This is a genomic window from Pseudomonas sp. SGAir0191, assembly GCF_002812565.2.
GTDB classification, from domain to species: domain Bacteria; phylum Pseudomonadota; class Gammaproteobacteria; order Pseudomonadales; family Pseudomonadaceae; genus Aquipseudomonas; species Aquipseudomonas parafulva_B.
Map to the genome: position 1 here is coordinate 2,377,393 of NZ_CP025035.2, position 14,810 is coordinate 2,392,202.

Genomic DNA, 14,810 nt, shown 5'->3' on the forward strand with positions numbered 1-14,810 from the left:
TAATGCTTAAGGAGCGTCTTGCAGAATGCGGGAATTCCAAAGGCGAGGAATCTTTCCCGCCGAGAGGCCATTTTTCAGTCCAAGTCACAGGCCAGGGTCATAGCCAGTGGAGATTGGCTCACCTGGTCAGAGCTGAATGCACTGTTGCCGGCGGTGGCTGAGGGACGCAGCGACGGCGCTCCTGGCCGGTACCCAGACGGTGCGATCTTCTCTGTTCACTACGAGGGTGTGGAGTACTTCCCGCGTTACGCCGTCGAATCGCTCAGCCTGGCCATAGGGTCGCCGGGAATGCAGCGCATCATCGCTGTGCTCGCCACCAGGATGAATGGCTGGGGCATGGCTTTGTGGTTCGAATCATCGAATTCGTATTTGGCGGGTAAGCTGCCGAAGGACATCATATCCTCCGACCCCGACGCGGTTGTTCAAGCCGCACAGGAGGAGTTTGGGATATGTACGAGGAAGTGACCTATCGGAAGGGCATCATTTCTACCGGCGTAATGTGGATGGGATTCGCACGCACAAGCTCCACGCTTGTACCCGCGGCCACCTTACGATCCTCCAGATGCTGGGGTTCAGAGATTTGCTTAGGCGAGATGCCACGGTCCGCCAGCAGTATGAAGCGTTGAAGTTCCAATTGGAGTCGAGCAATACAGGTGGGATGGCTGAGTATCTGGAGAAAAAGTCTCCGTTTATTATTGCGGCACTGCTTCATGCCGGTATATCCACTCCAGAATGAGCGATGAGTCGACTGCGGTCAGCCGCGACTGACTCCACTGGGCATTTACTGACAATGCCTACGTGCGGGATGACATCACCTCACTGGCGCGCCACATCTGCTGTTCAATGTGCAGACGATGCCGCAGGACTTTGTAGGAGCGGGCTTGGCCCGCGAATTGGCCGGTCCATCAAAAGGCGTCGTCTGGCACGGGCTACGCCCGTGTTCGCGGGACAAGCCCGTCCCTACAAGGAGGGAGCAGAATTCAATGGCAGCTTTGGGTCGATAGCGGTCACCCATCCGTGGGCCGCTTCAGTACCCCGCGCAACAGCAATTCTAACGCCTGGCTTGCCTGCGCCAGTCGCACATCACCGTCATCGGCCTCTGCAATCCATACTGTCGCTTCCGCCAAGCTACCGTATATCAGTGCGGCCAGTGCTTGAGCCCGCGCCTTGACAAGTACACCCTGCAGCATCAGATTTTCAATCAACTCGCGCAACGACTCTATACAATGCCGCTGGGCCTCTGGCGATCCGCCACCCAACACCGCTCTGGCATCACGCAACACGATTCGCTGAATTTCTGGCTCCAGCGCCATTTCCAGATAGGCACGACAACGCTGGCGAAAACCGTCCCAGGGATTCTCGGCGGTATCGGTGATAGCACGCAGGCGCTCGTCCATTTCCGCATCAAGCTGCTCGACGACCGCAGCAAGCACCCCTTCCTTGTCACCAAAATGGTGGTAAAGCGCACCTCGGGTCAAACCCGCCCGGGCGGTCAGATCGTCCATCGAAGTGTGCGCATACCCCAACTCGCTGAACATCTGGCGGGCGGTGGCCAGCAACAGGGCTCGGGTTTCTTGCATTGCGACGCGGGTGCGACGAACCATCCAGTTATTCCTTGTCTTCAATGGCATGCGGTGGGGGCAACGTATGCATGCCTCTAGCGCGCATTGTCTTGGGCACGAGGCGCACTGACAAGCCTGTTGCCTCGTCGTGCCCGATCGAGCCCAGGCCAAATAGCCAGCCGCCAGCCTTAAAGCGGTCAAACCGAATATGACGCCTGCTGGGCACGGGCGCGCACGCGCTGGTAGCCCCAGAGTGCGACCAGCAACACTGCGGCCCCTGCGGCCAAGGCCACGTTGAATCCGGTCTTGGCGCCCCATGCATCAACCACCTGCCCCGAGGCCGCTGCGCCGCCGGCCACGCCAACGTTGAGGCCGGCGAGCAACCAGGTCATGCCTTCGGTCAGCTTGCTTTCGGGGACGATGCGCTCTACCAACGACATCGCCACGATCATGGTCGGGGCAAAGAACAGGCCCGCGACCAGCACGGCGCCGGCCAATCCGACAATGTTTCCCGCCAGCAGCAGCGGCAAGGTTGTCGCCGCGGTCGCCAGCCCGCCCAGCAGGAGCAGCTTGTGTAGCGGTGTATCGAGTTTCAGCGCACCGAACATCAGCCCGGCAGCGCAAGAACCGATGGCATAGCAGGACAGCACTACGCTAGCCGCCGCCGGCATGCCCATCTGCTCGGCGAATGCCACGCTGACGATGTCGACGGTACCGACTATCACGCCCATGGCGACCATCAGCAAGGTCAGCAGGCGCACGTCGGCCAGCCGGAACACGGAATTGCTGCCTTGACCGGTGACGGCTTCGGCCTCCACCGGCGGCTCGCTGCTGACCTGCACCGACAGGGCGATCACCCCGATGGCCAAGAGCACGGCGGCAGCCAATGGCCCGGCCTGTGGCAGTACCGCCACGCTCAAACCCACCGAAATCGGCGGGCCGGCAATGAAGGTAACTTCGTCGAGAACGGTTTCCAGCGAATAGGCGGTTTGCAGTTGCGCCTTGCCGCGGTAGATCGCGGTCCAGCGCGCGCGGACCATCGCCGACATGCTGGGCATGAAGCCGGCAAGCGCGGCGCCGACGAACAGCGTCCACTGCGCCAGCCGCCAATAGCTGCAAGCCAGCAGCAAGAGGATGCCCAGTACGCTGATTCCGGCGGCGGCTGGCAATACCCGGCGCTGGCCGTGGCGGTCGACCAAGCGCGAGATCTGTGGCGACATCAGCGCATAGGTCAGCACGAAGGTGGCTGCCACAGCACCGGCCAAGCCGTAACTGCCGGAAATCTGCGACAGCATGGTGATAATGCCGATACCGGTCATGGGCAATGGTAGCCGGGCCAACAGGCCAGCCAGGGCAAAGCCCTTGGCCCCTTTGGCCTGAAACAACTCGCGGTAGGTACTGAACATACTCGACTCTCCTTATCGAAAAGGCCCTCGCGCAGTCATGCGCCAGCGCACGTTTACATACACTGCGTATGATTAACACCCTATTATCATACGCACTGAATGTAAAGCATCATGATCCTGCCGGATCTACCTTACGCAGCTCACCCTGCTCGCCTACTCGATGGGTATTACGACCGATGGCCAGCAGGGTCAGCATGGTGTTATCCCGCTCGGTCCAGTAGCCTTCGAAAAGCTGCCCCTGGATGAACTGCGGCGCAATCCGTGCTGAAGTCAAACGCAGTTGGAAACGCCCCTGCAGATCCCAGGCGGTCAGTTCTGCTTCGGAAAATTCCATGTCCGTGTGACAGAGCGGGAAAACCGCCTTGTAGAACGCTTCCTTTGCGCTGAAGCTCAGATAGAAGAAGCGCAACGCCTGCGCCTTGTTCATGTTCTCCAGGCATGCCCGTTCGTGGCTCGTCATCACCTGCGCGACCATCTCCCACAACTCAGGATGCAGGGCTATCGGCTCGGCATCTATGCCAACACCGGCGTAGTAATGGGCATCTGCAGCACAGGCCAGGGCGAGGTTGTGGGTATGAGAAATCGAACCCACCACGCCGAGCGGAAACCGCGCATAGCGATAAGGCTGGGCAGTTGCCAGCCAAGTGGGTTCCATGCCCAGGTCAGCCAAGGCGGCAGCTGCACAGAGGCGTCCAGCCGTGAATTCCCTGCGCCGGGGCGGCAACGCCTGTTCCAGGCACCGCTCATTCGGTACGGATGTTTGCGCCCATGTGGTGCTGCCGTCCAGGCGCAACGAGCGCAGAGCAAGGCCGCTCGGTGGCGGTTGCCGGAATGGCCAGCAGGCTTGTGTCACCGCCATAGCCAGCTCTGCGTGTGCTGCCCCGCTCATAGTACCTTGCGCCGCTCGGTCATGCGCAGACGGGCATGATAGAAGGCCGGACCTCCGTATGTAACGTCTGCCGCCGGGCCGGTGGCTCCGCCATGTATATCCGTGAATACCGAGCATTGGCTGATGAAGAAGTTCTTGCAGAAGTTGACTGACAGCACCGCACCGATCTGCGCCGCAACCTGTGCCAAGGCATTTTCCACTCCGCCATCCTGCGTATACAGGCCCAACCCCAGCATCCCGTAGTGCTTGCCGACATGACGTAACTCGGAAATCAACTCGCGCAGACCCTGCTTCTGAATCATGAACGACACTGGCCCACACACCTGGTCTGCGTAATGCTCGACGGCCGACACGAAGCCCGAGCGCACCTCGATGACCGAGGGCGAGACGATACATGCCTGAGGGAAATCAGCATCATCAAGTGCTTCGGCACGGCGCAGCACGCGAGCGAAATGGGCATTCTCAAGCGCGCGGATCCGCGCCAGGCAGGCCGGGTCGAGCACCGCGCCGAGCAGTTCGCGCGGTGGCGTGAAGCGCTCGAGCAGACGTTCGACGCGTGCAACCAGATCCTTCTGGAACTGCTCGACCGCTACCCTGCCGCCCGGCACCCCGACGCCCTCTGACAGCACGTAGATGTTCTGCGGCGAGGTACACAGCTGTGCCGAGTACGAGCACAAACCGAAGGCAAGGTTCTCGAGCATGCCGTCATAATCTGCGGTTGAATGCACGAACACCGCAGTTTGCGCGCTCTGCTGGGTCATCACCCGGGCGCGCCAGGCATGCTGGCGCAACCAGCCACCGAACTCGTTGCCCCCCATATAGTCGATCAGCCGCACCGAGCCATGCAACGCAGCGTCGCGATAGTGCGCTGGATTGTCGGAATAAAACAGATTGACGATATCGCCCGGTAGGCCGACCTGGGCGCATACCGCTTTGATCGCCCTGACTGTCAGGGCTATGGGCAAGATGGCATTGGCGTGCGGGATGAGGATTACCGGGCAGCCCGCAGCGAGCGACGCGAACAAGCCCGGGTATGCCCCCCAGGTGGGCACCACCTGGCCAGCGTAGACCAGAGAGAGCCCCGCGGGCATGCAACTGAAGTCACGCACGATGCGCTGCACCTCGCCCTGCCCGATCACCATTTGGTTATCCAGGCGACAGCTCAACTCGCGCGACACTTCATACACGTTTGCCACCGATTCAAGCGCGCGCGCCTGCGCATGAATGGCATTGGCATGGAACCCCATGAAGAAGCCGTGGCCGCTTGTGTGCATGCCGACATGGGCGAACAGGAACGTGTCGGCGTGCAGCCGTTTGATTACCTCACACAGCAAAGCGCAGCGCAGCTCTGTTTCCACCTGCTGCCACTTACGCATGGCCGCCTCGGCACGGCCGACCAGATCGGTGAACGCCTCGCACGGGTAAGCGATATCCAGATCGAAACCATAAGGAGAGCGCTCGGCACCCGCGTAGCGGGTGCTCGAAACATCGACCACACCCGGTTCAAGCCTGAATGCGCTACCCAGCAGCGCGTTGAATTTCTTTTCGCCCTTATGAACCAGCGCGGGATCGTAATCGGCCAGCTCGTCGGAGAACGGGTTGTATGGCTGACGCGTGCGCACGGCACACATCGCCGCAGCCAGCAAAGGGCCGTGCTGCTCGCGCCAGGCCTTGAGCTTGCGCCTGTTCATCCGATCGCTCCCGCCACCTCGGCAAACGCCTGGGCGCCAGGCATCTGCGCGGCGAACAGCGCATCCAGTTCGACAGCACTCAGGTTACGCGCCATGGCGACGAACTCCGCGGCATCATTGCCCACACAGTAATGACTGGCCGGTGCTTGTGCAGTCAGGACCTGCACGATCACGTCGGCGAAAGCGTCCACCGTGGTCACCGCACCCTGCGCGGACGCCTCGCTCTGCTCCAGGAATGCGCGGAATGACGGCCCGTACAGCGCCTGGGCTTCCTCACCAGCCTGGGCCAGGATGTGTTGGCCGGTGGCAAGAAACTTGCCCCAGATCGGTGTGTGGATCGCCCCAGGCTGGACCACGCTGACACTCACTCCGGAGTTCAGAAGCTCGCGGCGAAGTGCATCGGTGAACGCCATCTTGGCGAACTGGGCAATAGAATACGCGCCCAGATAGGGTACGGCGATGCTGCCCAAGCCAGAGGTGACGTTGATCACCCGGCCATGGCTGCGACGCAACTGCGGCAAAGCGGCCTGCGTGACCAACAGCTGGCCGATCACATTTGTGTCGAGCTGGCGTCGCAACTCATCGGCATCCAGCAATTCGAGCGGGCTCGGCACGCAGATGCCTGCGTTGTTCACCAATCCCCACAATGGCCTGCCGTCACTGGCGCTGGCGATCTGTTCGAAGGCGGTGGCGACTGACGTTTTGCAGGCCACATCCATGCCGATGGCTTCGATCCCGGAAACGCCGTTGAACACGCCCTGAATGCTGCGCGCGGCGGCGAACACGTGAAATCCGTTGCGCGCCAGCTGCAGCGCCGCCGCCTGGCCAAGCCCCGAAGATGCCCCGGTGACGAGTACGCTTTTCTTGCTCATGATAATCCCTTATCGATAGTGGGTCGTGTGTCAGCGGCTGCGGACCGCCAAGTCGTCGAACAGCAGCGAAGTCTGCAGGCGCTCACGCATGGTTCTGGCCGGTGCCAGCCACATGCCAAGGTCACGCTTGAGCCGTGGCACGAAACGGTCGTACTGCTCCACCTCGCTCAAAGCCCGGGAGGCATCGACGATGGCTCTGGCGCGTGGTTGCCGAAGGGTTTCGTAACGGCGCAAAGCGGCTGCGTAGTCGCCCTGCCCGTCAAGCACATGGCCAAGCACCGCCGCGTCCTCGATGGACAATCCGGCACCCTGGCCAAGACTGGTCAGCATCGGGTGAGCGGCGTCACCAAGCAGCGTCACCCGACCCTTGGACCAGGTCGCGGGGAACGATCGATCCTTGGCATCGACATTGATGATGGCGTCATCCGGCGTAGCGTTGATGATGTCACCCACGATTTCGGGCCAGCCGGCGTATACCTGCGCCACATCGGCTCGCGTGCCACGCCATTGCTGGGCCTGCCGGTTGGGCATGTTGCAGGTGCCCCACCAGTACACCCAGCCGCCGCCGATATCGATGATGCCTACCCGCTTGCCCTTGCCCCAGTAATGCACCACATAGCCGGGAGTGATCTGCGGGTGACTGTACCTGACCAGTGCCAACCAGCAGATGTAGCCCGCCTCTTGAACCACGCTGCTTACACCGATCGCCTCGCGCACGGCAGAGTGATAGCCATCGGCACCGACCAGGATATCGCCCGAGGCCTGGCTGCCATCTTCGAAGCGGACCTGCACGCTATCTGCCAACTGTTCCACGCTGGCGAAGCGTTTGCCGAGCTGAATGTCGGCTTCGCTCAGGTGGTCGAGCAGCGCCCGTTGCAGCTGCTGGCGAGAAATGCACACGCTGGGTGCGCCCTGTTCTTCGGCGATTTCCTGAAAAGGCAGGCGCTTGAGCAGGAGCCCGGACTGGTGGCGGATTTCAAAGTCGCGGATCTGTGCGCCATAACGTTCCAGGCCGAGATCAATGCCGAGCAGGCGCTTCATTGCGGCGCTGGCATTGGACATCACCGACAGCCCCGAGCCAGATACCCGCAGGCTTTCGGCCTTTTCGAAGAGGCGCACCGACCAGCCTACCTTCTTCAAGGCAACCGCGCTGGCAAGGCCGCCGATGCCGGTACCGATAATCAATGCGGTGGGGTTGTTGTTCATTGTTCAGTCCCTTGTTGAATGTCTTCCATGATGGCTGCCACCAACGGCCCGACGAAGGGTTCTTCCATGATGGTCAAGTGGTCGCCGTCGACTTCGACCAGCTTCACACTGCCGGAGGTCTGCGCGGCCCAGCCGTTGAGCGGGTCGTTGTATTCACTGCGAATGGTGTCGTGCATCTCCCGAAGAATCGGCGGCAGTGGCTCGCGGGCGCGCACCAGGGTGATGTCGACTGCCGGGCGCCGAGCCTGATAGTTGTACTCGGTAGCAGCGTCCCAGTTGTTGCGATATACCTCAAACAGGCGTTGCATCACCGCTTTGGTGCTGCCCGCCGGAATCGCGCCAATGGCGATGGCGTGGTCTGTGATGTAGTCGAAGCGTTCCTGCAAGCTTTGGATGTGCGCCGGCACCAGCTGCACCGGCAGCTCCGAACCACGCGAGGTCCACAGCAGTTCCCAGAAGAACCAGCTCAGTAGCCCATCGTCACTGGCCTTGCCTTTGGCCCTTTGGCTCAGCGCCATGGTGTCCAGGATCAGTACCTTGGCTACTTCCTCGCCCGCCTGGATCAGCTGGTTGGCCATTTCGAAGGCGACGAAGCCACCATACGACCAGCCACCAATCAGGTAAGGCCCGGTCGGCTGCACACGGCGCATGGCCTGGATGTAAACGGCAGCCTGAGCTTCGACGCCGGGGATCGGCTGTGATCCGACGTCGACTCCGCAGGCCTGCAAGGCGTAGAACGGCTGATCAGCCGGAAGATGCGGCAGCATACGCAGGTACGAAAGGATGTTGCCGCCCATCGGGTGGACCAAGAACAGCGGCCTGCGGCCCCCCGTCTGACGCAGCGGTACCAGTGGGTCGAAGTGGAACTGACCACCGCCCTGCTCGATCAATCGGGCGAGTTTTTCCATGGTTGGCGCACTGACGAACGCCGACAGGGGCACGTTGATGCCATAGCGCTTTTCCACCAGCACGACAATGCGCATGGCAGTCAGCGACGTAGCGCCGCAGTCGAAAATGCTTTGCTCCGGGTACAGACGCGGGATCTTCAGCAATTCCGCAGCCAATTGACACAAGTGCAGCTCATATTCGCCGACCGGCTCCCGGTAATCACGGCTGCTGCTGGCCTGGCGGATTTCCACCGCCCGCAGCTGGGCGTCGTCGCGTTTTCCGCTAGGTGTTCTGGGCATTTGCTCAATTGCAACGATATGGTTCGGCAACATGTAAGCGGGTAATTGTTCAGCCAGGTACGCGCGCAGCGCCTCGGTCTGTTCCGGTTGGTGCGCGACGGCGCCCACCAGATAAGCCACGAGGTAAGCATCCAGTGCATCCCGCGGCCGCGCGATGACCGCTACCTCGACTCGCTCGCCCTGCGCTTCGAAGAAGTCGAGTATCTTCAACTCAATCTCGGACGGTTCGACCCGATAGCCACGCACCTTCACTTGGGAGTCGTTACGGCCGAGGCTGATCAGCAGGCCTTGTGCAGTGCGAATCCCGATGTCGCCGGTGCGGTAATACACGCCTCCGGGCACACTCGACTGGCGAATGAACTTGTTCGCGGTTTCGCTGGATGCACGGTAATAACCGCTGGCCAGTGCCTCGCCATAGGCACAGATCTCCCCCGGTACGCCGTCTGGCAGCAGATGACCGTCGCTGTCCAGAATCAGCAGGCCCGCACCGTCGATGGAGCGGCCAATCGGCGGCAAGGTAGGGAAGCGCTGCGGATCCCCGCTCATGGCATGGCTGGCGACCACATGGGTTTCGGTCGGCCCGTACTGGTTCTCCAGCACACTGGCCGGCAGATGCCGCATCAATGCACGAATCTCCGCAGTGACCCTCAGTTGCTCGCCTGAAGACGCGACTACGCGCAGACCACGTGGGTAAAGTTCCAGAGCCAGCGCGGTCTCAGCCAGTTGCTGCAGCGCGACGTAGGGCAGGAAGACCCGCTCCACAGCATGGTTGTCGAGGTACCTGAGCAGTGCCGCCGGATCACGCCGCTGGTCCTCGTCGATGACCTGCAACCTGGCGCCCGCACAGAGCGTGCAGAAGATTTCCTGGAACGACACGTCAAAGCTTAGTGGCGCGTACTGCAGAGTCGAAGCCACCGCGCCGCTGGCGATCCCGTTCTGCCACGCCACCAGGTTGGCCAGCCCGCGATGCGGCATGGTCACGCCCTTGGGCGTGCCGGTGGAACCAGAGGTGAACAGCACGTAAGCGGGATCGGCTGCTTCGATCTGTGCACGGGGCTGCCAGGCCAGATGCTCATCTGCCGGCCCTGGTTCCAGCGAGACAGTGGGTACCTGCCAGGACAAGCCAGGAATCTCGCCGGTACGGACCACGAGCTTGGGCACAGCCACTTTCAGTATCAGTTCGATGCGGCTTGCTGGATACGCAACGTCTATAGGCAGGCAGACCGCCCCCACCGCTGCGATTGCAACTACCGTGGCAATCTGTTCGAAGGAGCGCGGCATGGCCACACCGACGATGTCGCGGTGGCCGACACCGTGCGCGTTGAGCTGGCCTGCAATGGCCGCTACAGCGTGCCACAGGCGAGCGTAGTTCCACTCGCCTTGTTTACCGGCCAAAGCAATTGCCTGAGGCGTGTCCCGCACCACTGCGGCAATGCGCTGGGTCACAGGGATGAAAGCCTGCCCGGCATTACCGTCGAGCAACCGACCAACCTGGGCAAGCGGCCGGCAGAGGGTCACCGCCGACTGCGGTTGGTAGGCCATACTGGCAAGCGCCTGGCTGAACAACTGTGCATAGACCTGCGCCTGCTCGCCGGCAAAACGTGTTGCGTCCATGTCGACACGTACGCTGACGCCTTCGCCGGAGTAACCACGCATGACGTTGGCAAGGATAGCGAAGCTGGTTTCTTCCTGCGGCTCGAAAGCTGCAATCTCGATTCCGGCCTTGACTGCGACGTCGTGCAGAACATGGAAATGGATGTAGTTGAACGCGGTCGTGACGGCGATAGCCGGGTTGCTGTGCTGGATTTCGCTCAGCGGGAAGCGGCGGTGCTTGTGACTACGCTTATCGCGCTCGTAAAGCTGCTCGACCAATCCTTGCCAGCTGCCATCCAGGGTGGTGCGCACGGGTAAGGTATTGAGGAACAGCCCGAGCAGATACTCCGAATGCTCTATCTCCGGACGGGCATGGGTGACCACGCCTGTTGTCACCTCATGAGCGCCGGCCATGGCGCCCAGCGCCACGCAGTGCGCCGCCAGGTAATAGAACTTGACGGGCACATGGTTGCCGCGAGCAACGCGGCCCAAGGCCGCATCCAGTTGCGGATCGACCTCGAAGCGGTACGAGAACACGCCGCGACCAGGCGCCTGCAGGTGCCCGGCCAGTCCCACTGGCAAGGTAGGAGTGGCCCCCTCGAGGTATTCGCACCAGTAGCGGCGATGCTCTTCAGCGTCCATCGCTGCCAACTCATCTGCCACGAAAACTGCCGGGTTTGGCAAGTCATGCTGCGCATAGCCCAGCTCGGCGCTTCCATCCCGCGCATAGCTGAGCAGCAGTTCGCGCATCAGATTGGCGACGCTGCCGCCATCGAGGATCGCGTGATGGAAGCTCAGAACCAGGTCGACCGTCGCCGCCGGTTCATCGGGAAATACGCTGATATTGAACAGTGGCCCCTCAGCGAAACGGTAATCGTGCTCTGCCCATTCGCGCATGTGGCGGCTGATAGACTGCTCATGTTCTCCAACCGGCGGGTGAACTATTGCCAGTACGCTTTCGACCGTCAGCGAATGCCTGATCAATTGCAAAGGCCTGCCGTGGTCACTCAGATTGAAACAGGTACGCAACGCCGGATGCCGGGCGATGACGCCTTGCAAGGCACGGGTGAATGCCGCCTCGTTCCAGGCTGTTCTGAGGGTGTAGCGGAACACGTCTTTGTAGGCTCTGGCAGCCTGCGTCTCACGGCTGTGGAACAGCAACCCGAGCTGCAACTGAGACACCGGGTAAGCATCGGCCCAGGTCTGGTCAAGGTGCTTGCGTTCCACCTCGCTGACCAGTGCGAAGGGAGCAAGCGGTTCGCGACTACATGCCTCGGCCAAGGCCTGCTGCTCCAGCAACAGCGACAAAGCGCCGAGTGTGGTGTGCTCACCCAATGCCGAGAGATCGACGGCATAGCCATGGTGCTCAAGTTCCGAACGGACTTTGAGCATGAGGATCGAGTCACCGCCGAGTGAATAGAAATCGTCCTCGCAAGACATGTCCTGCGGCCCGAGCACCTTGCGCCAGATGTCGGCCACCAGAGCCTGGTGCTCGCCCATCAGCTCGGTACGTGATTGGGGAACGCTGCCGTTGATCTGTTCGAGGGCCAGCTTGCGATCGAACTTGCCATTGGGCGTCAGTGGCATGCTATCGAGGGCCGCCCATCGGGAAGGCAGCATGAACGCTGGCAGGCTGGCAGACAGCTGTTGGCGCAAGCTCCGCTCCTCAAGCGGCTGGCGGCTGACGTAGACCGCGATCAGGTACTTGCCGCGCACCTCGTCCTCTTCGACGAGGATCTCGGCGTTAAGGATATGCGGCAAGGCCATCACGGCATTCTTGATCTCTCCAAGCTCAATGCGGTTGCCACGAATCTTGACCTGACCATCCATACGCCCCAGATACACTATCGAGCCGTCCTCTGCCCAGCAGGCAAGGTCGCCGGAGCGATACCAGCGGCGGTTATCGTGCGGGTCCGTGATGAATCGCTCGGCTGTCAGTTCGGGGCGGTTGAGATAACCACGCGCCAGTTGCACACCCCCTATCTGCAGTTCGCCGGGAATGCCGATCGGTTGCCGCACGCCGTGTTGCGAGACGATCCGGATGGACGTGTTGTTGATCGGGAAGCCAATCGGCACCACATCAATGTCCGCATCAGCGAGCAGATCGAGTTCGAAGAACGTGACATCCACCGTTGCTTCGGTAGGGCCATACAAGTTGATAAGGCGGGGGGGCTGCGCTGCGTTGCCGAACAGCTTTCGATACTTGTTGACCACGGCCGGGCTCAAGGCTTCACCGCTGGTGAACAGGCAGCGCAGACTGGCCACGGTAGCAAGAAGCCGACGGTCCTCGGCGAGCGCTTGCACGTAGGGTTCGAACATCGATGGCACAAAGTGGGCGACCGTCACCCCGTGGCGGTGGATTGCTTCCACCAACGCCCGTGGGTCGCGCTGGGCGCCTGGTGCCAACAAGGCTACGCTGGCTCCGCACATGCTCCACCAGAACAACTCCCAGACCGATACGTCGAAGGACACCGGCGTCTTCTGCAGGATCACATCGCGGCTGTCCAGCGGATGAATCTGCTGCATCCACTCCAGACGGTTGATCACGCTGTGATGCTCGATCACCACCCCTTTTGGGCGGCCGGTCGAACCGGAGGTATAGATGACATAGGCCGGGTCACGCGGGCGCGCTTTGCTTGCACTGCGCACGCTGGGCGCTTGCTCACGCGATACGGCAGCCAGGTCGAACCAGCGCGGATCGGTCGGGGCGACGACTTCTGCCAGGTCGGTGATGACCAGCTTGGCCTGACTGTCCTCGAGCATGTAATGAATCCGCTCGCGGGGGTACTCGCTATCGATCGGCAGATAGGCCGCGCCAGCCTTGAGTACGGCGAAAATGGCCGCCAACATGCGTGGCGAGCGCTTCAGCGAGACCGCGACGATGTCACCCCGCGTGACGCCGCGGGCCTCCAGGGCCGTGGCCAGTGCCGAGGCCCAGGCATCGAGCTGCTCGTAGGTCAGGCAGGAACCGTCCGCAGCGCGCACGGCCACCTGCTGCGGCATGCGCCGCGCCGTGGTCTCGAACACTGACATAAGTGTCTCATGCTCGTGGTACGGCTCGTTCGGCCCATCCTCGAAGCGGACAAGCGTCCGAGCCTGCTCTTCGGTCAGCAGGTTCATCGCCGACACTGGCTGATCGAGGTGGGACTGGAAGCACTCAATCAGTTGGACAAAGGTATCCAGGAACTCCTTGGCGCAGTGCTGCGAAGCGAAGGCGGCGCTGTTAAGGCACACCTCGCCCTGAACCTCAGCACAATCTCCATGGCTGTGCAGGTGGATAGCCACGGCATCCTGCACGTGCACGTGGGCCAGGTTGTACACATCGGTCGCGCTCAGTCCATCGAGGTCATGGGCCGGATAGCGAAGGTACGAAACAGTCGCATCGAATAGCTGCCGCGAGCGACCGGTGCGGGCCAGAGCCGCCACCAACCGGCCAAACGGCATCGACTGCTTTGGCTTGAGCGCTGCGGCTTCGTCGCGGATGGCCAAGGCGATTTCACGGAATGTCTGATGCTGGTTGACCTCGATGCCGAGGGCCAGGGTGTTGGCGCGCTGCTCGACGCTGGAGATGCGTGTGTGATCACGATTGAGGAAAGGCACCCCGATGAAGAAGCGCTCGCTGCCGTATTGGCACGACAGCAATACCGCCAACGCCGCTGACACGCTCATGAACGGCGTAATTCCGCCCTCCAGCGCATGCTGCACATCTTCGGCAGCAATTTTGAAAGTACGTCGGTAACCGGCATCGGTGGAGGGTTTGGCACCGGTCTTGGCAAACAGCACCGGCTCGATCTCGCCATGCCGAGCCGCCACGGTCTGAGCTGCCAGGTCGATGTCTGACGACGCCAGGTCGCAAATGTCGCTGGCATAGGGCATGACCTGCTTGAGGCGCTCAGTGCTGCCGGCGCGGACGTCGAGAATCTTGCGCACCAGTACGTCGAGCGCCCAGCTGTCGGCAACGATGTGGTGAGCACGAATCATCAGCATGACGTGGCTGGGCGCCCGGCCCACGACCACGTTGATCAACGGTTCGCCGGAGAGCGCCCAGGACTTTCGCGACCACTCTTCGAAGAACGCCGTCGCTCCCTGCTGATCGGCAAACACAACGTGCTCCACTGCGTCAGGGGCAGCCACATAGCCAACCATCGCGACACCTTGGTGGTCGAGATAGACCCGCCGACAGGCCGGCTCAGCCTGCATCACCTGTTCAGCGGCATGCTGCAGTTCGTCGACCCTGTACGACAGCGGCAGACGGATGCTCAGCGCAACCGTGAACTGGTGACTGGTGGGGTCGCGCTGCGCCTCGACCCAGATGTCCCGCTCATACGGGCTCAGTGATTCAGTTTCGCCTAAGCCCGGTTTACTGGCGTTGATCGCAATAGTCATCGGTGATCTAACTCCCTT

8 protein-coding genes and 1 pseudogene are annotated in these 14,810 nt (G+C 61.6%); 2 read left to right on the plus strand and 7 right to left on the minus strand.

What is annotated here, in order from left to right; translation table 11 throughout:
* Window positions 1–18: 18 nt before the first annotated feature.
* The gene (locus CWR53_RS10650; protein ID WP_058604608.1) at window positions 19–465 is read left to right on the plus strand and encodes a hypothetical protein; all 447 of its coding nucleotides are present in this window, start codon (window positions 19–21) and stop codon (window positions 463–465) included.
* Window positions 440–736 (plus strand): annotated as a pseudogene (locus CWR53_RS10655) (GrpB family protein); the annotation flags it as partial. The gene CWR53_RS10650 and the pseudogene CWR53_RS10655, both read left to right, overlap by 26 nt.
* A 271-nt stretch (window positions 737–1,007) precedes the next feature.
* Here the strand turns inward: CWR53_RS10655 and CWR53_RS10665 are convergent.
* From CWR53_RS10665 to CWR53_RS10695, 7 genes are all read right to left on the minus strand, one after another.
* Window positions 1,008–1,604 (minus strand): TetR/AcrR family transcriptional regulator, encoded by a 597-nt coding sequence (locus CWR53_RS10665; protein ID WP_058604610.1) that lies wholly within the window; start codon window positions 1,602–1,604, stop codon window positions 1,008–1,010.
* Window positions 1,605–1,759: 155 nt separating this feature from the next.
* Window positions 1,760–2,968: an MFS transporter gene (locus CWR53_RS10670; RefSeq protein ID WP_058604611.1), complete on the minus strand. Its 1,209-nt coding sequence runs from the start codon at window positions 2,966–2,968 to the stop codon at window positions 1,760–1,762.
* Between the two features lie 109 nt (window positions 2,969–3,077).
* Complete coding sequence (locus tag CWR53_RS10675; RefSeq protein WP_309147995.1) at window positions 3,078–3,857, minus strand: 4'-phosphopantetheinyl transferase superfamily protein; 780 nt, start codon at window positions 3,855–3,857, stop codon at window positions 3,078–3,080.
* The gene (locus tag CWR53_RS10680) at window positions 3,854–5,488 is read right to left on the minus strand and encodes an aldehyde dehydrogenase family protein (RefSeq protein WP_241493105.1); all 1,635 of its coding nucleotides are present in this window, start codon (window positions 5,486–5,488) and stop codon (window positions 3,854–3,856) included. Before CWR53_RS10680 ends, CWR53_RS10675 begins: the two co-directional genes overlap by 4 nt.
* 56 nt (window positions 5,489–5,544) lie before the next feature.
* Complete coding sequence (locus CWR53_RS10685; RefSeq protein ID WP_058604614.1) at window positions 5,545–6,420, minus strand: SDR family NAD(P)-dependent oxidoreductase; 876 nt, start codon at window positions 6,418–6,420, stop codon at window positions 5,545–5,547.
* A 30-nt stretch (window positions 6,421–6,450) separates the two neighbouring features.
* Window positions 6,451–7,626 (minus strand): FAD-dependent monooxygenase, encoded by a 1,176-nt coding sequence (locus CWR53_RS10690; protein ID WP_058604615.1) that lies wholly within the window; start codon window positions 7,624–7,626, stop codon window positions 6,451–6,453.
* Window positions 7,623–14,792 (minus strand): non-ribosomal peptide synthetase, encoded by a 7,170-nt coding sequence (locus CWR53_RS10695; protein ID WP_058604616.1) that lies wholly within the window; start codon window positions 14,790–14,792, stop codon window positions 7,623–7,625. Before CWR53_RS10695 ends, CWR53_RS10690 begins: the two co-directional genes overlap by 4 nt.
* Between the last annotated feature and the right edge of the window lie 18 nt (window positions 14,793–14,810).

Bases quoted from the DNA above. Each gene is read 5' to 3' on its own strand.
- CWR53_RS10665 (WP_058604610.1), bottom strand. From the start codon at position 1,604: ATGGTTCGTCGCACCCGCGTCGCAATGCAAGAAACCCGAGCCCTGTTG.
- CWR53_RS10670 (WP_058604611.1), bottom strand. From the start codon at position 2,968: ATGTTCAGTACCTACCGCGAGTTGTTTCAGGCCAAAGGGGCCAAGGGC.
- CWR53_RS10675 (WP_309147995.1), bottom strand. From the start codon at position 3,857: ATGAGCGGGGCAGCACACGCAGAGCTGGCTATGGCGGTGACACAAGCC.
- CWR53_RS10680 (WP_241493105.1), bottom strand. From the start codon at position 5,488: ATGTGTGCCGTGCGCACGCGTCAGCCATACAACCCGTTCTCCGACGAG.
- CWR53_RS10685 (WP_058604614.1), bottom strand. From the start codon at position 6,420: ATGAGCAAGAAAAGCGTACTCGTCACCGGGGCATCTTCGGGGCTTGGC.
- CWR53_RS10690 (WP_058604615.1), bottom strand. From the start codon at position 7,626: ATGAACAACAACCCCACCGCATTGATTATCGGTACCGGCATCGGCGGC.
- CWR53_RS10695 (WP_058604616.1), bottom strand. From the start codon at position 14,792: ATGACTATTGCGATCAACGCCAGTAAACCGGGCTTAGGCGAAACTGAA.